This is a genomic window from Emticicia sp. CRIBPO (assembly GCF_009905725.1).
Taxonomy (GTDB): domain Bacteria; phylum Bacteroidota; class Bacteroidia; order Cytophagales; family Spirosomataceae; genus Leadbetterella.
Genome location: NZ_JAAAKV010000003.1, coordinates 1 through 23681, shown reverse-complemented (window position 1 = coordinate 23681; position 23681 = coordinate 1). Strand labels below are relative to the sequence as shown.

Here is a 23681-nt window from a genome sequence, read left to right as displayed (position 1 = left end):
CTGTGGGGGTTATTTTCTGTTTTGAAATAAAAACTTACCTAAGTCCAGAAGAGAATCCAGCGGGTTACGGCCGATCCAGTCCATGGCGGTGTTCACTGATTTTTCAATCAGGGTATCTGTTTTCTCAAACAGTTTGCTGTAGTCCTTGATCCAGAAGTCAATGATACTGAGACACAGCGTCCACATCAGGTCAGGGTATTTCTGGGCAATCTGGGGAATCGGTCTGGATTCCACTTCCCTCGTTTCGCGTCCTTCCATCATCAGGTCGCCTGCAAATTCTATAAATACCTGTTTGGCATCGGCCAGAACAGGGTTGGACTTCAGGTTCAGGGGCTGATCCAGTGTTTCATAACTTTTCAGCACAAAACTCCGGGATGATTTGAGGGTTTCTATCAGCGTATAAAAGAAAGCCAGGAGCTTTTCCCTCACAGAATACCCTGCGTAAACTTCCTCTTTCTGAATCAGGCTGATGGTTTCGGTAAAATAATCCTTCCAGATGTCGTTCTGAATCTGTTTAAACGAATTATAATTTTCGTAAAATTCTTCCTCCTTTATTTTAAGGGATTTCGCAAACTTATAGATGGATTCAGGCTCGGTGCCGTTTTCGAGGATATAAGCAATGTATTTTTCTTTGATTTTGTGAGCCATCGGATTAACAATTTTAAGCGTAAATATTGGTAAAAAAAGATGAAGTCTTATTGAAAAGGTTTAATACAGGAACAGAGATGCGTGCTTTGGGAATTCCGAGCAGGTCTGCATATTTTTCTCCGAGGAGCAGCCTGGACTGACTCCGGAATAGTCCGGCCACCAGTTCACTGTCGGCGATGGTTGCATAACAGTTCATCAGGGCATCCGTCAACTCCACCCCCACTTCTGACTTTCTGAAATGCCGCAAGGCAATCGCCTTATCCAGGTGATACGCTTCCTTGTAAGTATTCACCAGTAAACCCGGCTCTATACCCATGATCTGACCTATGCCGCTCCAGGTCAGTAAATAGGCATTCTCCTGTACAGAATCGGGTTGAATACCGAGTTTTATCAGGCCCTTAACGACAATAAATGAGAAAGAGAGATTAGTTCCTGCCATGTCTTCCTGGTTGACCGGATAACCCCAGTCCATGTTCCAGCGACCGGAGAGAAGGGTAAAATATCGGCTGACGGCATGTAAAAGGCGTATTTTGAGCAGAATCTGAAAAATGCTGCCGTTTTCCCAGGCGTCCACCTTCATGACATTCCTGAGAAAATGCCCGGTTTCTTTCAGTCGGTTGTAAGTATCGTTTTTGATCCTTCCGGATATTTGCAGCACCCTGGCTCCGTCTTCGGCGAGGTAGCAGTACGGCAGGGAATAACATCCGAGAATAACCCCGATTTCTCTCTGATACCTGGTATAAAAATCAGTCGCCCTGATGATGTCCTTCCTGTTCAGAAATCCGGGAATGCGGGCATTCTGAGTATAAAAGTCTTTCAGGACCGGATCTTCGCTGAAGAAATGATCGTCTCTGAAATCGACCAGCTTTTTCATCATTTCCCTGGCATAGGCCTGTCCGTTTTTAGCCAGTAGTTGCTCCACGACCAGATCAGCGGACGGGTCACCCACAAGCCGCAAGCCATCCAGTTTTTGAGAAGAATATTGATCGGAAGTCATGAGCCTTGTTTTCAGAATTTTCTTTAATTAACCAACAATCGCTTTGGCTAAATTGTTCTGAAAACGGGCAGCTTAATGAAGAAGAGTTCCGGAAAAGATCCGGAACCCTGTAATATTATAAAATGTACTGGCTCAGATCTTTGTTTTTGATAAGGCCGGACAGTCTTTCAAGCACCATCTCCCTGTCTACCACAATCTTCGTCCCGGTCTGGATACGGTCAGGTACATCAAAAAGAATATCATTCAATAAATGGCTCATGACGGTTTGCAGCCTTCTGGCACCGATGTTTTCCACTTCCAGGTTAGCCTCAAAAGCCAGCGAAGCCAGTTCTTTAAGGGCTTCCTCCTTAAATTCAAGCTCTACCCCTTCAGACTCCAGCATAGCAATATATTGCTTGGTAAGGGCGTTTTTCGGTGTTTTTAATATCTGGTAGAAGTTTTCTTCCGTCAGGGATTCCAGTTCCACACGGATCGGGAAACGTCCCTGGAGTTCAGGAATCAGGTCCGATGGTTTAGATACATGAAAAGCTCCGGCAGCTATGAAAAGGATGTGGTCGGTTTTGATGGAACCATGTTTGGTGTTGACGGTTGATCCTTCCACAATCGGGAGCAAATCACGCTGAACCCCTTCCCTGCTCACATCCGGACCGGATTTTCCGCCTGAAGAAGCAATCTTGTCGATTTCATCAATAAAGATCATCCCCAGGTTTTCAGCTTTCCAGATGGCTTCTTCTTTCACCTCATCCATGTCAATGAGCTTGGCAGACTCTTCTTCCATCAATATCTTCCTGGCCTCAGCTATGGTTACTTTTCTTTTCTTATTGTTCCTCGGCATCATCCCCCCGATCATCTCCTGGATGTTCATCATCGAAAGATCGTCAATAGGCCCTCCCATCACACCGATGGGCGATACGCCCGATGACTGGATGTCGATTTCTATTTTACGCTGATCCAGTTCTCCTTTTTTGAGTTTTTCCCTGAAAGCCTCCCGTGTTTTTTCATTCAGGGCCTCGTCTGAAGCCGGTATATCGGCAGACTCTTCATTATCATCATCACTCAGTTTTCTGGAGTGGCTTTTGCTTCCTGTTACAGGAGGAATCAGGATAGAAAGGATTTTCTCTTCTACTGCTTCTGCCGCTTTTATTCTCACTTCCTCTTTTTTAGAGGTTTTTACCATGTTAACGGATTGCTCTACCAGGTCTCTCACCATACTCTCCACATCTCTTCCTACATAGCCTACCTCTGTAAATTTCGAAGCTTCTACTTTGGTAAAGGGGGCATCCGCGATTTTGGCCAGCCTGCGGGCAATCTCTGTCTTACCCACACCTGTAGAACCGATCATCAATATATTATTAGGTATAATTTCCTGCTGCATTTCAGGTCTGGCGTTCATCCGCCTCCACCTGTTACGAAGAGCGATGGCCACATTCTTTTTGGCATCGGCCTGTCCGATTATGTATTTATCAAGTTCTGTGACGATTTCTCCCGGCGTTAGATTTTCTATTTTGGTTTTCATTATGTTAACTGGATGTTCTTAATTTAAAGGATTACAAAAAAACCTAATTTGAATCATATAATCACCAATACCGGACTTTTTTTATGCAGAATCCGGTACCGGTAATTTAAACCGGATCAACTTATTTCTTTTTCATTTTCTTACGGATCACTTTCGGCCTTTTTTCAAGATCAATCGGGTAGCCCGTCAGGTCCCTGATGACCACCGAAGCCGCCACCCCGCCGAATGTGGCAGGCAAATAAGAGATTGTTCCGTAGGCTGATTGTTTGAAATTGCTCCCGTCGGTCATGATCAAAGAATTTTTGTCCATTTCTTCAGTGGAGAAAACAGCATATACTCCGGCAGAAATGCCTTCTTTTTTAGCTCTTTTCCTTATGTACTGGGCCAGTTTACATTCATAAGTATCATACAGATCAGCTACTTTAACCTTGGTAGGGTCCATTTTTCCGCCCGCTCCCATTGAACTCACTATTTTTTTATTCAAACGGTAAGCGGTCGATATCAGGGTCAGTTTGGGTGTGATGCTGTCAATACAATCCATCACATAATCGTATTCCTCCTGTAAAATTTCCTCGCACTTTTCCGGGCTGAGGAATTCGTTGACAACCTTCAGCTTCAAGTCAGGGTTAATAGACAGCAAACGCTCAGCCATCCAACCCGCTTTTGAAACGCCGTGGGTAGTAGCCAGGGCAGGTAGCTGGCGGTTACGGTTGGTAGGATCCACCACGTCGCCGTCTACGATCGTCATTTGCCCTACCCCTGACCTGCAGATGTATTCTGCAGCAAATGAACCCACGCCTCCCAAACCTACAATCAGGACGTGGGATTGCTGTAATTTGTTTATTTTTTCGTTTCCGATCAACAGCTCCGTTCTGGAGAGCCACTTCAAATCGCTCATTTTCTATTCAATATATAATCCCAAATAATTTTCATAAATCAATTCCTCCAGTTCGTGCAGTGGCATCGCTAAAATCTCTGATGCTTTCCGGTAAATGGAAACAATATCTGCTTCGCTGTCATCTGTTTCAAGAAATAGCTTCGACAGGTCCATTTGTTTTAGAAGCTGTCCGGCCTGGCTTTCATCCCGGAGTAAATCTGCTCCCAACGATAGATAAAAGCCTTTTTCGATCAGCTGTAAACCCAATTCCGGCTTTTTCTGATAGCCGTGAATGATCACCGGCACCTTGGGTCTGACCACCTTTTTGATGGATATCATCTCATTAAAAGCCCTCACGCAATGGACAATGACCGGCTTGCGAAATTCCTCCGCTATCCTGATCTGCCTGATGAAAACCTCTTCCTGGATACCAAGTGACGGCCCTTTGAGCTTGTCTATGCCGCACTCCCCGATCATCCTGACCCGGTCATCTTTAGCCAGCTGCCTCAGCCAGCCCAACTGGTCCTTAAAACCGGTTTCTGCAATGTACCAGGGATGTATCCCCGCCGAATAAACAGTGGCTGCATCAAGCTCAATGTCTTCAGTTTCTTCCTGCGGAATTATAATGTTGAAATGTTTTTTTATATTCGCAGCATGATCCCTCTGATGGGAATGTATATCAATAATCATGTTTTCAGATTCTGAATTTGACACAAAATTAATATTTTTAATGAGTCAGATTAAGATTTCTGTATACTTTAAAGGCTTACAATTCAAATCAGGCTCAGATTACAGTCCTGTTTTCTTTAAACAACATCATCATGTCCGATCTTCATTTTGTCTGCAAGTCATTCCAGGAGCTTTCCCTGCAGGAATTATACGAGGTACTGGCCCTCCGGCAGCGGGTTTTTATTGTGGAACAAAACTGCCCTTTCCTAGATGCTGACGGTAAAGATCAGTATGCAATGCACTGCCTGGGCTATGATGAAGAAGGTAAAATAACCGCATACACGCGTATTTTTGATGAAAATATCTCTTATGAAGGCTTCCTGTCTATCGGCAGGGTGGTATCTGACCCAGACGCCCGGGGGCTTGGTTACGGCAAACAACTGATGGAATATTCGATTCAGAAGACGCTCGAATTGTTCGGTCCGAAAACCATCAAGATCGGGGCACAAGCCTATCTCGAAAAATTCTACAACGGTTTCGGCTTCAAAAGCACGGGCTATGATTACGTTGAAGACGGGATTGACCACAAGATCATGACCCTTTGACCAGCTTTTTGGTCACAGTTTCTCCTTCAGGTGTAGTCAATTTGAGTATATGAGGGCCATTGAGTTCAAAGCTTTCAGGCACTTCAATGTTGAAGAGGTTATCCCCCGGTTTTACGTCCAGGTCTTTTTTAAAGATCATTTTACCCTGCAGATCGAAAAACTCCAACGGGGCGTTCCCTTCTTTTTCTGAAGTAAATCTCAGGCTGATGGTATCCAGGAACGGGTTGGGATAAGCCTTAAGATCCACTTTTGGTGAAGAGTTTTCCAAAGCGGTGTATTGTGCCGGGAGGTTTTTGTCCAGCCAGGTCAGTCTTGCCTGAATCCAGTCTTTTAGTTCCTTTACTTCCAGCTCCCAGGTGGCCGGAACCGGTTGCGGACTCGGCCAGGTGTATTTACCGAGAACTGGCCATTTTTTAAAATTTCTCTTCTGTGCCTCATTGATTTCGGCCGCCATCTGATCAATTTCCTTTACTATCGAAGCATAATCCAGGATACCGCCGGATTCGCGAAGTTTGAAGTATTCAGCCCTCATCTGTCCCACAAATACCGGATCGGAGATCAGTCTTTCCCACCAGAAAGGCACCAGCCAGGTGTCTTTGGGGCAAATATCATTGTAACGGAAAGCAAAAAGCTCGCTTCTCCAGCCCTCACAATATTCCGCATTTCCATAGGCAATGTCATAGTCCCATGGCGGGCCCATGGTCAGTTTCCCGCCTTTGCTGTCTTTATCTTTATACAGGAAAGTGCTGATCCTGTAACCATCCACATTTTTTGAAAACTCATTGAGAATAAACATCATATAAAAAGATTTCACATCAATGTACTTGGCATAACCGGCTGTGGGGTCTGCAAAATCTTTGGAAAACATGACGTCCTCAAACTTGCCGACATAATCGCGGATGTAAGTCTTTTGCAATTCGGTGATTTCTTTCGGGGCTTCATAAAAGAAGGCCGAGAAATTCCTGACATTACCCGGATTGGGATATTTAGACTCCCAGGTCCCGAGGTTTGTGCCCGTGTTTTTATCGATTTTGATGATATAGCCGCCGGTAAGATCATCCCCTGAAGTCGAAGTTGGCTCCAGTTTGGCGATATTGACGCGGTCTTTGTCTCTCTTTATTTTTTCCATCAGGACATAAACCCCTTCATAAGAGCCGTTTACGATCACCTCCACATACTGCGTCCTGCTGGCATACATGCCCATTTTACGGGCAATCCGCATGGTCAGGGTATTGTGCATCAGGCTTTTCTCATTGTAGGAAGGGTATAAGATCCAGTCGCTTTCTTTGGGCATGCCGAAAAACCCCGCTTTTATGTCATTCTCCCGTTCATCCCAAAGTTCAAATCCGAAAGGTTTTTTCGGAAAATCCTGGGAACTGGAACCTCTGTATTCAAATCCGGCAAAGCCGTCATACTCATTCGGGGCATCTCCAGGCTTATTGTATTTACCGTTTTTGTTGTGGATTACCTTCAGCCTGGTCATGGTTTTGGGATCATCAATGATGGCTTGCCCCTGGGTATCCAGGATGAAGATCGGCAGATTTGTACTGTCTAACTGAGCATAGGACGACACCGTACTCAGCAGAAATACCATCAGGGCAAGCGTTTTATTCGACATCATGATCTTTTTTGCGAAGGTAAATAAAGATAGCTTAAAAGCGGCCTATTTTTTTGGCTTTTAACTTTATTTTCTTGTACTATTTAAATTCCACCATGCCAACATGGAAGAGCCTTTATGCTTAAATCTTCGTTTTTTACCTTAATAGCTGTCAGCCATTAGCTTTATGGTTTATGTCTTTAAAAATCAAATCTGCCATCATCTCCGCTCCTTGCCCGTTGTCTTCAGAGCTTACCGGGAACGCGGCCCGGGCTTCTTTATTTGAGAGGATACGCACGACGTGGCAATATCATCTCAAATCAAAATCTGTAAACAGCTAATAGCTTTTACCAAAAATAAATGCAAATTTTGAACGTTGATGGATTACGGTCCTTTTACACATGATAAACAAAAGCGTCATTTTCTTTTTTGCTGTCCTGTTTCTGTCCGGTTCGCTGATGGCCCAGGATAAAAAAGCCCTTGCTTTATTTGAAAAAGGGAAGGCTGATTTCATGAACCGCGACTATGATTCAGCCCTGGATAATTTCAAAAAATACCTGGGAAAGGATTCTTCCATCACCGAAGTGTATTTCAGGATGGGTCAGATTTATGAATCTAAAAGAGATGTGGCCAATGCCAGCCATTATTACAGGAGAGTCATCGAAAAAGACTCTGCCAATAAAGCTTACACCCTGGCATTCACCTATCTGGGTTCCAGGGCCCTTGAAAACCATGAGTTTGAAAAGGCAAAAAAATATCTCAACGTTTCACTGCAGAATACGAATAAGAATTCCATTGTTTATCAGCAACTTACGAGGCAGCTAAGAACCTGTGAATTCGGGATTCAGGCTATTGCCAATCCGCTGAATATCAAGCCGCAGGTGCTGCCTGAAGTGCTTAATTTCAAATCAAAGCAGTATTTCCCGGTGTTCACGGCTGATAACAGTACCATTTTTTTTACAGCCCGCGACGAGCAGACCGATGAGAATATTTATTACTCAGAACTCAAAAAAGAAGGCTGGGTATCGCCCAAAAGCATCTCAGAACAGATCAATACGCCTTATAATGAAGGGACGTGTACCATTTCGGCAGACGGGAAAATCATGGTGTTCACGTCCTGCGAAGGCAGGGAGTCGCTCGGAAGTTGCGATCTTTTTATCACCCGGAGAACCGGTGACAGCTGGTCTACCCCGACTAACCTGGGTCCGGCGGTCAATTCCAGAAGCTGGGATTCCCAGCCCAGCCTTTCGTCGGACGGCAATAAACTGTATTTTGCCTCAGAAAGACCCGGAGGATTTGGCCGTAAAGACATCTGGATGAGTGAGTTAAAACCCGACGGCACCTGGAAAACCTCTGTGAACCTCGGCCCGAAAATCAATACCAGCCAGGATGAGGTTTCCCCGTTCATTCATGCCAACGGCTACTCCTTCTTTTTCTCTTCCAACGGCCGGGAAGGCATGGGAAAATTTGACATCTACCTGGCTACCACCCAGAAAGACGTCATCGGAGAGCCTGTTAACCTGGGCTACCCGATCAATACTGCGGATGATGAACTGGCCCTTTTTGTCACAGCCGACGGTAAAAAGGCTTATTATTCGGTAGACAAAACAGGTAGCGTGAAATTATTTGAATTTTCGATCCCGGAGCAACTGTCTGTCCAGATCAATAAAATTCATTATCTCAAAGGTTATATCACAGATAGAAAGACCCAGAAGCCGCTTTATTCCAATATAGAGCTGGTTAACCTGAAAACCAACGAAAAAGTCTCTACGTTTTTGTCTGATCCGGTAACCGGTGATTACATGGCTGTTTTGCCAAGTGAGGGTGAATACGGCATATATGTGTCCACTCCTGATTATCTGTTCAAAAGCCTGAGATTTAAGTTTTCCAAAGACGAAGACTGGGAAGGTAAGCTGCTGAATGTGGAACTTGACAAGATTGAAAAAGAACTGACGGAAGTCCTCAACAATATCTTTTTTGACAGTGGCTCTTCTGTATTGAGAGATGAATCGATTCCTGAACTGGAAAAACTGACCGAGCTGCTCAAAAAGAATGCTTCAGTCAAAATCGAAATCTCAGGACATACCGACGACATCGGGAATGAGACCGACAACCTGAACCTATCGAGGATGAGGGCCCAGTCGGTGATTAAATACCTGCAAACCAAGGGCGTAGGGGCAGAACGCCTCATTGCCACAGGTTTTGGAGAAACCAAACCCCTGGTTAAAAACGATTCGGAAGAAAACCGTCAGCTCAACCGCCGCATAGAGCTGAAATTCCTGTGATTTTATTTCCCCTGGATTTCTTCCTTTTCCTTTTTCCGTTCTCCGGCAAATTGCACTAATTCAAGGAGTCTCTAAAATTTTCTTTTACTTTTTCCGTTAAAACTATATCTCTGAAAAGCCCGCCAGCTTCAAATATCGAATTGTAGGGCAGGACTTTGTCATATCTTTGGTTTAGAGCTTGTTTTTGACGAACTTTGTGCCTCGAAATTTGATTATATAAAGAAACAGAGAATTTATAAAATGACACAGGAACAAGTAGAGGTATTGATATTAGGTTCAGGACCAGCAGGTTACACAGCTGCAATTTACGCAGCAAGAGCAGGTTTAACCCCGGTTATGTACCAGGGAGGACAACCGGGCGGACAATTAACAATCACCAACGATGTAGAGAACTTTCCGGGTTATCCTGATGGTATTCAGGGCCCTGAAATGATGGAAGACTTAAGAAAACAGGCCGAAAGATTCGGTTTGGATAACAGATATGGCATGGCTACGGGTGTTGATTTTTCAACACCATTGAGCCACAAGGTGATCATCGACGAAAAGCATGAAATTACGGCTAAAGTGGTGATCATTTCGACAGGTGCCTCAGCCAAATGGCTGGGATTGCCTTCAGAGCAGAGACTTAACGGTATGGGGGTTTCAGCCTGTGCTGTGTGTGACGGTTTCTTCTACAGAGGTCAGGACGTGGCCATCGTAGGTGCCGGAGATACTGCCTGTGAGGAAGCTCACTACTTGTCGAAACTTTGCAGAAAAGTGACGATGCTGGTCAGAAGAGATGAATTCAGGGCTTCTGTGATCATGCAGAAGAGAGTAATGCATACACCAAACATTGAAATCATGTTCAATACAGAAACCGTAGAGGTTCTGGGTGAACACGGGGTAGACAGTGTGAAGGTTAAAAATACGGTAAGTGGTGAAGAAACGATCATTCCGGTAACCGGATTTTTTGTGGCGATCGGTCACGAACCTAACACCGGTATTTTCAAAGATTTCCTTGAGCTGGATGAGGCGGGTTATATTATTGTAGAGAAAGGAAGTACCAAAACCAACATTGAAGGTGTTTTTGCCAGCGGCGATGCCCAGGACAAAATCTACCGTCAGGCGATTACCGCTGCAGGAACAGGCTGTATGGCCGCCCTGGATGCGGAAAGATATCTGGCTGAACAGGAATAAATCCGGAAATTTTCCGGATAATTTTATACATTTATGAAGTCATCAAACATTTAATCACTTACTATTGATGAAAAACTTAATCTTGATTTTCTGCCTCGTAGGGTGTGTAGGAACAGGAGCATGGGCTCAGAAAGAAAAAGGGAAGATTGTGAAAACCCCGAAAATTCCGGCAGGAAAAACCAACAGTAAAGATCAGAAAAGTACCGGTGAAGCCAAAAGTGAATTCGATTTTACTTTTGAAGAAGAACCTAAACTGAGATTTGCCAACAGTTTTGAAAATCAAAATCAAAAGGTTCAGGGCAATGGTAAAACCGATCCGAATGCCAAAGGTGGCGACGTCATCAAAATAGAGCCGATCAAGCAACTGAACAAGACGATTCATGAAGATACTTCTTCTATTGACGAAGGTGAACTGACCATTGTCGAAATTGAGGAAGAGGCTCAGTTCCAGGGAAGTGACGAGATGGTGAAAATTGCCAGTTACTTTTCTGTCTGGGATACCCGGTCGATCAATCCCTACGGTATCAATCCAAAGGAATTTGAAGATGTCGTGAATCTTAAATTGTATGATATTTCGGAAGGCCGTAACTGGGCTTCTCCGTTGGATAAAACCAGACTGACCTCACATTTCGGATGGAGATGGAGAAGATGGCACAAGGGAACGGACATTGACCTGGAAACAGGTGACCCTGTCTATGCCGCTTTTGACGGGATCGTGAGGATCTCAGGATCTCATTCAGGTTTCGGGAGAACCGTCATGATCAGGCATTATAATGGTCTGGAGACCCTTTATGGTCACCTGTCCAAAATCAATTTTGAACCCAATACCATCGTAAAAGCCGGTGATGAGATCGGGAAAGGCGGAAACACCGGAAGGAGCTCAGGATCACACCTGCATTTTGAGACCCGTTATGAAGGCAACCCTTTTGATGCGGAAAATATCTACGACTTCAAAAACAACGATAAGGCCCAGATCAAGTTCCAGGAATTTATACTGACTTCCAAGGTTTATGACTACCTGAGAGGCGGTGCTTCAAGACCGGTCGCTACTACAGACCCTAATCAGGCCGAATTTGACGAAGGTGAAGAAGAAGAGGAAGCTCCCAAATATGTGGAGAAAAAAGTATGGCACCGTGTCAAATCCGGTCAGAATCTTACAGAAATTGCCAGAAAATACGGTACTTCCATTTCTGAAATCTGCCGTCTGAATAAAATCAGTTCTTACAAAAAATTATACGTCGGGCTCAGGCTCAGAGTCAAATAATATGTCCCTAAAATTAGACATTCTGGTCATGGCCGCTCACCCTGATGATGCAGAGCTGAGTGTCGCCGGAACCATCGCCAGGCATATTGCCATGGGAAAAAAAGTCGGGATCGTGGATTTTACCCAGGGTGAACTGGGAACCCGCGGAACCGCAGAAATAAGACTTCGGGAATCGGCCGCAGCGGCAGAAATCCTGCAATTGTCGAGTCGTGACAACATGAAATTCAGGGATGGTTTTTTCAAAAACGATGAAGACCATCAGCTTAAACTCGTGGAAATCATCCGTAAATACCAGCCGGATATCGTGATAGCCAACGCCATCGAAGACCGTCATCCGGATCATGGCAAGGCTTCTGATCTGACCGATCAGGCTTGTTTTCTTTCAGGCCTGAGGATGATCCATACTTTTGATGAGTCAGGAGAAAGTCAGGCTGCCTGGAGACCAAAATCTGTTTTTCATTATATCCAGGACAGGTACATTGAACCTGATTTTGTTATCGACATTACCCCTTACTGGCCGGTTAAAGAGGCCGCTATCAGGGCGTTCAGGAGCCAGTTTTATGACCCGGACAGTAACGAGCCTGAAAGTTACCTGACAACCCCTGATTTTCTGGGCTTTATAGAATCCCGTTCCCAGGAAATGGGCCACAAAATCGGTGTTAAATACGGAGAAGGCTTTACCAAATCAAAAATGCTTCCGGTCTCGGATCTTTTTGACGTGATCTGATAAAAAATCAAAGAAAATGAAGAGGTAATATTGAATGACCAGGAATAATATGGTTGTTCAATATTACCTTTTTGCTTTATGGAAATATCAGAATGAACCTGAAGGAATGGAGCTGTGTTCGACTCATCACGGCGGAATTGACCGGATAGCCGGTTTCCCGGCTACAAAACCAACATTTGACCCCGTTGGAATCCGTATTTGATTCCCAAATAACAAAAATCCCCCGGCCCGCTGTAAACAACACCGCGTTACATCGCCAAAAGTTATTAAATTGCATAAAGCATTCCAACCTTTGAACCATCAGTTGAGTCTTACGATTAGTCCCGGACATGTTTGAAACCAAAGTAAACCAGATGAAAAAAATTTCCATACTTTTCATATTACTTTCCGTTATCCTCCTCAATGCCTGCTATACTGAAGAAGGCAAGGATTATGAAGGTAAAGTAATGGGTTATAAGCCCATATACAGCTCTTATGAGACCATCCGCAAGGTATCGCTGACAGACGCAAGGCCGATCAGGCAATCAGGTAAAATATACGTAAAAGATGGTTATCTGTATGTCATAGAGCCAAATGCAGGTATCCACGTGATCAATAATTTTGATCAGAAAAACCCCAAAGCAGAACGATTTATCAACATTCCCGGCAACATAGACATGGCCATCAAAGGCCATATCATTTACGCTGACAACGGCCTAGACCTCGTGGCCATCGACATCTCTGATCCCAAAAGCATCAAGATACTCAAGAGGATTGAAGGCGTTTTGCCATATCCCAAGTATCCGCCGTACGAGAACGTAAAATTTGAATGTCCGGATTCCACCAAAGGCTATGTGGTAAGCTGGGAGTTTGTTGAACTTGAAAACCCTAAATGTTACCGCTGAAACCAATGAAAAAACTAATATTACTATGGATAGCCTGCTCGGCGGTGGCCTGCAAAGGTGATTTTTCTTTTAAAGGAGAGTCAAACACGCCGACAGCCGGTACCGGAGGCTCGCTGGCCAGGTTTACCATCACCAATGACTACCTGTACATCGTCAACAGCAATAATCTGAAGAGTTTTAACATCTCCAATCCTACTGACCCGATTCCAAGCGGAGAAGTGAAGATCAATGCTTTTGCCGAAACCATCTTCCCGTTCAAAAACCACCTGCTGGTGGGTACGAGGACAGGCATGTACATCTTTGGACTTTCTACGCCTTCTAAACCGAACCAGGTGTCTGTTTATCAGCACTTTGCGAGCTGTGACCCTGTGGTGGCTGCCGGTGACTATGCCTATGTTACCCTCCGCAAAGGCACCCCCTGCACCCGCGGACAAAATCAGCTGGATGTGCTTAACATTGCCCAGCTGGCCTCTCCGCAGTTCCTTGTCTCCTACCCTATGCTCAATCCTCATGGATTGGGGGTAACCGCTAAATACCTCTTCCTGTGCGAAGGAGCAAGCGGGTTCAAGATCTTTGACAGAACCAATCCGGCCGACCTGAAAATGATTGATTTCAAGTATGATATCAAGTCATTTGACGTCATCCCGCTGGAAGAATCCCTGATCATCACCGGAGAAGACGGCATTTACCAGTACGGTTTTGATCAGAAAGGGAATTTTGAATTGTACAGCAAAATTCCGGTTTCAAAATAATCCCTGTTTCTAATATCACATACATGAAATATATATCCATCGTTTTCATTTCCATTTTGTGCTTTACAAACGCCGTCGCTCATGGAGACAGCACCCGGATCCGTGTCCTTAAAACCAATCCGCTTTCCCTGTTTGATTTTGACAACAGCTTTAATGTGGCTTACGAGCAGTTTTTCAGGAAAGACAAATCTTTTCAGCTGGAAGCCGGGTATGGCAACACGGACTTTAACCTGCTGATGGGGCAGACCAACAATGAGTTAAGAGGTTTTCATGTCATCAAAGCCAGGACAGAATACAGGAAATACAGCAGCCGCAGCCTTTCTACCCTTCCTGAAGGCTCTTATATAGGCGTGGAATTGTTCTACAAAACCGTTTTTAAGAAAGAAGAAATCAACATTGGCCGTGAACCCATCAACGGTGCACCGCAATACTGGGAATATGTCGACGGGATAGTCCGTAAAACCGTCGGAGGAAGTCACTTCAAATTCGGAAGGCAATTTTATGTCCTGGACAGCTTTGTAGAAAAAAAACGCAGGCTTTTAATGGATGTGCATATTGGTTTGGGGTTCAGGGTCGTTGATAACCGGTACAATTATCAGAATAAAAGGTCTGATGATTTTCTTGGCCGGAGCCCAATGCGTACTTTTGCAACTTTCGCTCCCGCAAATCAAACGACACCGTATGTCAGTGCCACGATTGGCTTTAAACTGGGTTATCTGCTTTAGTCTTGCTATTTCCTGTGGCATGGCCCAGAGTCCGTTTGCCTTTACGGAAGTGGCTCCCTCAGCCCACGCCAATGCAGCGGGCGGAAACCTGATTTCTTATTCGAAACGTGACGGCCTCAGTTTTCTTCAGAACCCGGCCCTGCTTGACAGCACACTGGAAAATCAGCTTTCAGTATCGTATTCACCTTATTTCTCAGGCCATTACAATTCGCTTTCCTACGTATTGCCCGGAAAGAAAAGCTATACTGCAGGCGTTTTTGCCAGGGCCCTGAATTTCGGAAAATTCGTTCAGACCGACGATATCGGTAATGTAACCGGGCAATTCAGCGTAGGCAACTATGATCTGGGTATCGGGGTGGCTAAAAGCATCGAAAGAATCAGTTTCGGAGCTAATCTGAGGCTGGTCAATTCGCTTTTTGCCGGATACTGGTCCTCAGCTGTAGCCCTGGACTGCGGCGGTACGTATATGATTCCGGAGAAAGGAATACACTTAAGCCTGGTAGCCAGAAATATCGGCTTCAGTCTGAGCAGGAGCCCTTTTATTGAAAACCAACTGCCCTTCAACCTTCTGGTAGGCATGAGCATCAAGCCCCAGTTTATGCCGGCGAGGTTCCACATTGTCCTGGATCAGTTAAGTGACTGGTCATCAGAAAATAAGGAAAAATTAACAAGTGGCCGAAAGGCATTCAGTCACCTGGCTTTGGGAGCCGATATATTGTTCAGAGAGAACATTTACCTGACCGTGAGTAACAACTTCGGCAGGTCCTTAAACAGTAATGAAAGCCATATTTTTTCGGGGTACGGTGTAGGACTGACCATCGACTTTAAAAGAGCTTCTCTGGGTATTTCAAACGCCGCCAACCCTCTACTCAAAAATCAAACCGTATTTTCTCTGGCTTACAAATTATAACCCTCTGATTATCAGTAAATTAATTGCGTTTATTTATTAAGGTATTTCGTTTATTATCCATAACTTCTTCTGTTTCGTCAAATCTTATAAAAAGAGACAGAAAAAGTGATTAAAGCAAGCCATATTTCTGAAAAGTCCAATATTGACGAAGATATAAATTAATATACCCTGCCCTTTGGCATAACATTTGCGACTGCACCTTTGATTATTTGTAGAAGCCCGGGTACGTCACTAATACCCGGTCCGGTTCTCACTAAGCCACAGGTAATTACGAGAGCAATCCAAAAGAATGTACAAAGATAGGTGTCATTTTTACTAAAAATATTAATCAATCCCTTTAAGAAAACCATTAGCAGAAGAAGTGATCTGAGCATCATTCTGTTAATGATATTGTCTTTGTATACCACCGCCGCTCCGAAACTTTTACCGATCAACTACACCGGGCAGATAAGCGGAAACCAGGCAGCCAATGCAGGATATACACCAAGTACCATTACCTCGGTTTCATCTGCCACCGGAACGGGAGGCACTGTTTATTATCTCTGGGAAAAGAGTACAGACGGAAGTACATGGACAGATATCAGCGGGGCCACCTCCGCATCTTACTCACCATCAGCCATTACACAAACCACCTACTACCGGAGAAAGTCCAGGATCGGCACGAGCGGCGTCTGGGAGGGTTACTCCAACATTGTTACTAAAGCAGTCACAAATTTCAGCATTACTACCTCCTCAAACATCCCGACAGGCTCCACTATTACACTGGATGAAACGGGAGATTTCCCTGAAGTCTATAACCAGATGGTGGTCAACGGTGATTTCAGCAATGGCAATACCGGATTTACCTCGTCACTGACCTATACTACAAGTACGACACCGGCAGCATATACCTACAAAGTTGCGGAAAACTCCCAGAGCCTTTATACCGGTACGGACGTAACACACTTTACAGACCGGACCTCCGGGGTCGGTAAAATGATGTTGGGAGATGGTAAAACGACAGCCAATCATATCGTCTGGAAATCAACCCTGCCTGTTGTAGCCGGCAATGTATATACCATGTCTGTTTGGTCAAGGGCCATCCGGGATGTCAACAGACCGCAACTTAAATGGTCTGTCAATGACGCTAATTTCGGGACAACCGTCACGGTCGCATACGGAAGTTGGACACAGGTGACACACACCTATACTGCCACTTCCACAGGAAATGTAGATTTCAGTATTTATAATGCCCGGGGAATTGATGCCGGGAACATGTTCGCTCTGGATGATGTATCAATCCTTGAAAGTTCTGCGATCAGTTATGCCTGGTCCGGGCCGAACGGGTTCAATAGCACGGCGGTTAATCCGACCATCAGCGGAGCTACCGGTGTAAATTCAGGCACATACACTTTAACCATTTCTAAAGGCGATTTGTCGGTTCAGACCAGCAAGGTCATCCAGGTGGTCAATGCAGCCGTTACCTGCACCAATACCCTTTCTCTGGCAGCCACCAATGCCACTTGCGGGGGGGGTTCTAACGGAAGTATTACCGCCACAGCAGCCAACGGATTCGGAGGTTCGGGAACGGTGACCGTGCAGGGATGGTTCAATATTTCAGGAACGTCGGTCAGTGACCTTACTTCCAACACCAGCTATCCCAATTCGCCCTCTTATACCAGTGCCCTGACCCTGGCAGAAACCCCTTCAAACGTTGCAGATAACTTCGGAGGGAGGCTTGTCGGGTACATTGTTCCAAAAACCACAGGTACTTATTATTTCTGGATTGCGTCTGACGACAGCGGCGAATTCTGGCTCAGCACCACCAACAGTCCGGCCAATAAAACACTCAGGGCTTCAGTAAACGGCTATACGGGAGTCAGGGAATGGAATAAATTTACTTCTCAGAAATCGGCAGCCATTACACTGACAGCGGGACAGGTTTATTATTTTGAAGCTATTTATAAAGAAGGCGGCGGGGGCGACAACCTGGCCATAGGCTGGTCCAAGCCTGGTGAAGCCACCACTGCTCCCTCTGAAGTGATCCCTGCCACCGCACTGAGGCCTTATTCAGGAACTTCTGCGACAGACCCAGTTTATCAGTATAAAATCGGAACAGGAGCATTTCAAACCTCCAACGTGTTTCCCAACCTGGCAGCAGGCAGTTATTCGGTAACCGTCCAGGATTCATACGGATGTTCCGTAACAAGTTCAATCACCGTCACGGCTCCTTCAACCATCACTACCACACCCTCAAGCAACAGCCCGGTATGTACAGGCCAGACGTTAACGCTGAACTCGGGAACGGTTTCAGGGGGATCTGGTACTATTTCCTATTTGTGGACAGGGCCAAACGGCTTCAGCTCCACAGCTCAGAATCCATCCATAACCAATGTTACTTCTTCCAGTGACGGAACATATACATTAAAAGTAACCAGGGGCTCATGCTTCTCAACTTTCACCATTGATGTCGAGATCGACAACTCTCCTGCAGCCACTACCACATTCGTTAATCCCTCGTGTGGTGCCAGTGATGGCAAAATAACATTTAACTACCCTGTCGGTTCGGACAATGACATGCAGATCAGTCTGGATGGCGGATCAACCTGGCCTTACACCGCCACAGCAGCAGCCGGAAGCTATACGGCTACGGGGCTTTCTGCGGGGACAAAAAACATCAGACTCAGATGGGCCACAGGTACAGCCTGTGTCACCACCATACCTTCTGTTACGCTTGTGGCAGGAACGACGTTGCAGGGGGTAACCATGAGCCCGAATGTGACTATTTGCACAGGAACAAGTACAACCATTTCAGGAACCCCTCAGAACGGGACAGCCCCGTTTACCTATGCCTGGAGTCCTAACGTGGGCAATACCTCCTCTGTGACGGTCAGCCCTGCTGCCACCACTACTTACACCCTTACAGTTACTTCTGCCAACGGGTGCAGTGCCAGCAACCAGGTGGTGGTGACCACTTCAACCAATCCCGTGGTAACCATCACCACGCCTGACAGTACGATTTGTGCCCTTGGAGGTTATACCCTTACCTCAGCGATCAACCTCAGCAGTAGTTTTAACTATCAGTGGCAAACCAACAATAACGGAACCTGGACCGATATTCTTTTAGCCAACGGTGCTTCTTACACCGTATTGCTGGCTCCGGCAGGGAATGTTACCTACAGATTAAAAGTAACCAATTCGAGCTCCAGCTGTAACATAGGCTATTCTAATTCTTTTACCGTAAAAGTATTGACCTCGCCTGTCGCTTCAGTAGTATCGGCCAGCAATAAGATCTGTTTAAATCAAAGCACTACATTTTCTGCCAGTGTTTCCAACGGAGCGGGGGCCATCACCTATCAATGGCAAAATTCAACGGATAACCTCATATGGAGCAATATTGCAGGACAGACCTCCGTCAACTATTCTCCGGTTACCAACGTTGCAGGGGCCACTTATTACAGGGTGATCGCCAACATGAGCGGCACCGGTTGTACACAGGCCATTTCCAATGCTTATCTGTTTACGGTGGTCAATCCCGGAACGATGAACATTACCCCTGCTGCCACAACCTTGTGTTTGAACGGCACACAGTTGCTTACGTCCTCAGTGAGTGGTTCAAATGGCTCTTATACTTATCAATGGCAAAAATCTTCCAACGGAGGAGTAAGCTGGAGAGATATGAGCTCTGCTACAGGATCAACTTACTCCCCAACCAATGATTCATTAGGAACATATAAATACAGAGTTAAAGCCAACGCTTCGGTTTGCGGCGTTTTTTATTCGGGAACAGCCGACATCAATGTGGTTCAGCCCCATTCTGTCGACGTGTCAATCACAAACGCAACAGTTTGTGTAAACGGCTCCACGACCTTGTCAGGTACAGCATTAAATCTGACCGGCACCGGAACTTATCAATGGATGATTTCGTCCAATGAAACCGGTCCGTGGGTTAATGTAAGCAATGGCACGGGCGGAACAACAGATACCTATACTCCGGCAACTACTACCGCGGGGAGATATTATTACAAACTCAGGGTAACCGGTCCGGCGAGCAATTGCGGTGCTGTGGATTCAGAAGTTATTATGCTGAACGTAGTTGCCCAGTTAACTGTAACGGTTTCACCCGTAAGCAGCAGCATTTGCCTTAATTCCGTAAATTACCTGAACGCACTAACTGATAACGGCGTAGGGCCGTTTACTTACCAGTGGCAGGTATCCTCGACTTCAGGGTCAGGTTATTCCAATATCTCCGGGGCTACGGGAAGCAGCCTGCTTATTCCTACAGGATCTGCCAATACGAGATATTATAAAGTGATTGTTACCCCGTCAGGAGCTGGGTGTAATGCAGTGACTTCGGCATTCTCTACGGTGATTGTCATGCCTTTACCGACGGTATCCGCCACCAACACCAGTAATTCAAGCTCATCGATCAACCAATGTGTAGGTACATTATTTAAACTTTTTGCGACCTCCACCAATTCACCCACAGCAGTGACAGGTTATTCCTGGTCAAGTGCCGGCGGGTTTTCAAGCAATGACCAGAATCCTTTAGGTTTGGCTACGAGTACCGCTTCAGGAGGAACTTACACCGTAACTGCCACCGGAGCCAATGGCTGTACCAACACCGCCACCACCAATGTGATCATCAATTCCAATTGCGACAACCGTTGTACCAGCATTATCGACGTAAGGCCTTTAAACCCTACAGATTGTGCCAGTGCAACAGGAAATATTACTGTAGATGAGTTCGGAGGCACCAATTATGAAACCAGTATGGATGGTATCAACTGGTTCAGGGGCTATAAGGTTTATTCGGCTCTCGGAGTTGGAAGTTACCTGGTTTTCCTGAGAGATTATTCTTCGAAAATCATTTGCCGTACGGTAAATATTACACTGGAAGCCAAAACCACTGCTTTTTTTACAGGACAAACTGTAACCAACGCCACAGGTTGCAAAGTTGCCAACGGTTCTATCAGGCTTACAGGTGTTCTTTCGACAGACCAGGTTTCATGGATCTCATCCAGAACCCCCACTTATGTGGCGGTTTCAACCCTTACCAATCAGACTATCCCTAACTTATTGCCGGGTACTTATTATGTAAGGGTGATCAGAGGCGGTCAGTATTGTTACAGCGAAAGAATGATAACCGTCGGAAACAGCGGAACACCGTGTATTTCAAACCAGATATGTACTACTACTGACCTCGTTAACTTATTCCCTAACGGTGATTTCGGAAGCGGATCTACCAAACACGGTCCGGTACTGACCGGTGCAGAAACCCAGTACGGGTATTCACTTTACAACTGTAACGCCCCCAATGACGGCTTTTACACGATTGTCAACAATACTGACTGCGACGGAGCGGGCGGAAAAACTTTCGGCGGAGCAGGTGGAGCAGGTGGCTGGGACGTATTAGCACAGGATCATACCACCGGGGATACAGGAGGTTATATGATGGTGGTCAATGCTTCACACAACCCGGATATTGTGGTCGAAAAAAGCATTTCAAATCTCTGTCCTAAAACACAATACAATTTTACAGCCTGGATTTATAACCTGATCCCGAATGAAGACATCAAGCCCAATCTTTCGTTTCTGATTGACGGGGTGGTTTACTATGTTACCGGAAATATTACGACCAATGGCTGGAAACAGGTCGGTTTCTCTTTCACTACAGGAAACATCACTTCATCTGTATTCAGTATCCGGAACAACGCACCCGGTGGAGATGGTAATGACTGGGTGATAGACGATATCGTAGTGAGCAAATGTCCGATGAACATCACCATGAATGCTAATGTGGTGGCTTGCGTAGGCACTGCCAGCAAAACCATCACCGCTACAGTAGCTGACCCTTACCAGGAATATGTGTACTACAAATGGCAGGAAAGCAGCAACAACGGAGCAAGCTGGACAGACATTTCCGCAGTAACTTCAGGAACTTACTCAGCTGGTAACATGACGGTTTCTACGGTTATCACCGGTCCTTTCACTTATGCTCAGAGCGGAAAAAAATACAGGTTAAAATTAGCGACCACCGCTTCCAGCATCGACGATGCTACCTGTTCAGTAGCCAGTGCAGAAGCCACCCTGACCGTGCCGCAGATCACGTCCACTATTACGCCCCCTATTGAAAAATGTGCAGGAACAGGCAGCAGTACCCTGACCGCTGCAGGCGGCGGAGGCACATCTCCTTACACATACAGTTGGAGCGACGCCCTGGGCAGCACCGCCTCAGTAACGGCCAATCCTGCAGCTACAAAAACCTACACCGTGACCGTAACAGACGCCAACGGTTGTTCTACCACAGCAACTACACAAATTACGATTAAGCCATTACCTGTAGCCTCTGCGACTGGTACTACGATTTGTTCAGGTGAAACATTCAGTGTCACCCCGACGACAAGCATTACCGGAACGAAATACACCTGGACAGCTGCGATACAGACTGCTCCTACCGGCGGTACTCTTACCGGGTTAAGTAACCAAACCACAGCCGTTGATGGTCCGTTTGCACAGACTTTAGTTAACAGTGGTACGACAAACGCTGTGGTAAGATATACTGTTACTCCTATAGCGAACGGATGTAACGGGGCAACATTCCCGTTTGATGTCATCGTTAAACCGTTGCCGACTGTCAACAAACCGGTAAATCAGGTTATTTGCAACGGAGGCACGGTCTCAGCCGTCAATTTCACCGGATCTATAGCGGGAACGGTATTCAGCTGGACAAATAGTCAGCCTTCCATTGGTCTGGCAGTCAGCGGAACAGGAAACATTGCTTCATTTACAGGCGTCAATACCGGCAGTGATCCGGTTGTTGCAACGATTACGGTTACCCCCAACGGATGTCCCTCTTCTTCTGAAACATTTACCATAACCGTTAATCCGACTGCTGATGTTGCTAAACCTGCCAACCAATCCTTGTGTTCAACAGGAACGACCAATGCTGTTAATTTTTCAGGAAGTGTGTCAGGCACTACTTATTCATGGACTAATAACCAACCATCTATAGGATTAGCGGCGAGCGGCACAGGAAATATTGCTTCCTTTACAGCTGTAAATAGCGGGGCTATTCCTGTAACTGCCACCATAACCGTAACACCGACAGCCAACGGCTGTCCGGGTACCCCTCAAACATTTACCATTACGGTAGCTCCCAAAGCCACTGTAAGTGTAAATTCTGCCAGTGAGACCGTTTGTGTAGGTGGCACAGTAACCCTGACGGCGACCCTATCCAATGGTACCGGGAACATCACTCAGAAATGGCAGGAATCGACCAACAATTCTACCTGGACAGACATCGCGGGACAAACTTCGCTTTCTCTCAGCGTACCCACCACCGCAGCAGGCATAAAGTATTACAGAATAGTGGTAACCGCCGACGGGTCGGGTTGTGGAACAATTAATTCGGCCAGTTCGACAGTGACCGTAGTAGCCAAGCCGACGGTGACCGTAGACATTCCTTCTTCCACTGTCTGCGTGGGAGGAACAGTAACTTTAACAGCAACTGCGTCCAACGGAACCGGAACCCTTACTTACCAGTGGCAGGAATCAACAAATAACACAAGCTGGACTAACATCGCCGGGCAAACGACGACAACTTTAAATGTCTCAACCGCTACTGCCGGGGTTAAATATTACAGAGTCGTAATCACAGCTTCAGGATCAGGCTGCGGTTCAGCTAACTCGTCAAGTTCGACGGTAACTGTGGTGGCCAAACCGACGGTGACAGTGGATATTCCTTCTACCACAGTTTGCGTGGGCGGAACAATGACATTGACAGCAACTGCTTCCAATGGAACAGGAACTGTTACTTATCAATGGCAGGAATCAAGCAATAATACAAGCTGGACAGATATCACCGGACAAACAGGAACTTCTCTGAACGTTTCAACGGCTACTGCCGGGGTTAAATATTACAGAGTCGTAGTTACAGCATCAGGTTCTGGCTGCGGATCTGCTAACTCGTCAAGTTCGACGGTAACTGTGGTGGCCAAGCCAACAGTATCAGTGAACATTCCTTCAACCACAGTTTGTGTCGGCGGAACAGTTACCTTGACAGCAACT

General features: G+C 45.9%; 16 protein-coding genes. 10 read left to right on the top strand and 6 right to left on the bottom strand.

Annotated elements, in window-relative coordinates; translation table 11 throughout:
* Positions 1 to 9 precede the first annotated feature (9 nt).
* The 5 genes from GVN16_RS06950 to GVN16_RS06930 all read right to left on the bottom strand — a co-directional run bounded on the left by GVN16_RS06950 (position 10) and on the right by GVN16_RS06930 (position 4752).
* The gene (locus GVN16_RS06950; RefSeq protein ID WP_166563150.1) at positions 10 to 648 is read right to left on the bottom strand and encodes a TetR family transcriptional regulator C-terminal domain-containing protein; all 639 of its coding nucleotides are present in this window, start codon (positions 646 to 648) and stop codon (positions 10 to 12) included.
* Between the two features lie 13 nt (positions 649 to 661).
* Complete coding sequence (locus GVN16_RS06945; protein WP_166563149.1) at positions 662 to 1645, bottom strand: oxygenase MpaB family protein; 984 nt, start codon at positions 1643 to 1645, stop codon at positions 662 to 664.
* Positions 1646 to 1760: 115 nt separating this feature from the next.
* Positions 1761 to 3161 carry an ATP-dependent protease ATPase subunit HslU gene (gene hslU, locus GVN16_RS06940; protein WP_166563148.1) on the bottom strand — a complete coding sequence of 467 codons (1401 nt, stop codon included), beginning with the start codon at positions 3159 to 3161 and terminating at the stop codon, positions 1761 to 1763.
* A gap of 121 nt (positions 3162 to 3282) precedes the next feature.
* The gene (locus GVN16_RS06935; RefSeq protein WP_166563147.1) at positions 3283 to 4059 is read right to left on the bottom strand and encodes a ThiF family adenylyltransferase; all 777 of its coding nucleotides are present in this window, start codon (positions 4057 to 4059) and stop codon (positions 3283 to 3285) included.
* A gap of 3 nt (positions 4060 to 4062) precedes the next feature.
* Entirely contained in the window at positions 4063 to 4752 is a 690-nt protein-coding gene (locus GVN16_RS06930) for a TatD family hydrolase (protein ID WP_166563146.1), read from the bottom strand.
* Between the two features lie 107 nt (positions 4753 to 4859).
* On the opposite strand from GVN16_RS06930, the gene GVN16_RS06925 reads away from it, so the two are divergent.
* The gene (locus tag GVN16_RS06925; protein WP_166563145.1) at positions 4860 to 5312 is read left to right on the top strand and encodes a GNAT family N-acetyltransferase; all 453 of its coding nucleotides are present in this window, start codon (positions 4860 to 4862) and stop codon (positions 5310 to 5312) included.
* Here the strand turns inward: GVN16_RS06925 and GVN16_RS06920 are convergent.
* On the bottom strand, positions 5299 to 6933 hold the full coding sequence (locus GVN16_RS06920) for a CotH kinase family protein (RefSeq protein ID WP_166563144.1): 1635 nt from the start codon (positions 6931 to 6933) through the stop codon (positions 5299 to 5301). The genes GVN16_RS06925 and GVN16_RS06920 overlap by 14 nt on opposite strands.
* 377 nt (positions 6934 to 7310) lie before the next feature.
* On the opposite strand from GVN16_RS06920, the gene GVN16_RS06915 reads away from it, so the two are divergent.
* The 9 genes from GVN16_RS06915 to GVN16_RS06875 form a co-directional block, all read left to right on the top strand.
* On the top strand, positions 7311 to 9194 hold the full coding sequence (locus GVN16_RS06915) for an OmpA family protein (RefSeq protein WP_166563143.1): 1884 nt from the start codon (positions 7311 to 7313) through the stop codon (positions 9192 to 9194).
* A 240-nt stretch (positions 9195 to 9434) separates the two neighbouring features.
* Entirely contained in the window at positions 9435 to 10370 is a 936-nt protein-coding gene (gene trxB, locus GVN16_RS06910) for a thioredoxin-disulfide reductase (protein ID WP_166563142.1), read from the top strand.
* Between the two features lie 67 nt (positions 10371 to 10437).
* Positions 10438 to 11634: a M23 family metallopeptidase gene (locus tag GVN16_RS06905; protein WP_166563141.1), complete on the top strand. Its 1197-nt coding sequence runs from the start codon at positions 10438 to 10440 to the stop codon at positions 11632 to 11634.
* A 1-nt stretch (position 11635) separates the two neighbouring features.
* Entirely contained in the window at positions 11636 to 12361 is a 726-nt protein-coding gene (bshB1, locus tag GVN16_RS06900; protein ID WP_166563140.1) for a bacillithiol biosynthesis deacetylase BshB1, read from the top strand.
* A gap of 353 nt (positions 12362 to 12714) precedes the next feature.
* Positions 12715 to 13245, top strand: coding sequence for a hypothetical protein (locus tag GVN16_RS06895; protein ID WP_166563139.1), 531 nt, complete (start codon positions 12715 to 12717; stop codon positions 13243 to 13245).
* Positions 13246 to 13250: 5 nt separating this feature from the next.
* Complete coding sequence (locus tag GVN16_RS06890) at positions 13251 to 13997, top strand: LVIVD repeat-containing protein (RefSeq protein ID WP_166563138.1); 747 nt, start codon at positions 13251 to 13253, stop codon at positions 13995 to 13997.
* Positions 13998 to 14020: 23 nt separating this feature from the next.
* On the top strand, positions 14021 to 14722 hold the full coding sequence (locus tag GVN16_RS06885; RefSeq protein WP_166563137.1) for a hypothetical protein: 702 nt from the start codon (positions 14021 to 14023) through the stop codon (positions 14720 to 14722).
* On the top strand, positions 14679 to 15632 hold the full coding sequence (locus GVN16_RS06880) for a PorV/PorQ family protein (protein WP_166563136.1): 954 nt from the start codon (positions 14679 to 14681) through the stop codon (positions 15630 to 15632). Before GVN16_RS06885 ends, GVN16_RS06880 begins: the two co-directional genes overlap by 44 nt.
* A gap of 384 nt (positions 15633 to 16016) precedes the next feature.
* Positions 16017 to 23681 (top strand): PKD-like domain-containing protein (locus GVN16_RS06875; RefSeq protein ID WP_166563135.1); only part of this gene is annotated, 7665 nt, incomplete at its 3' end.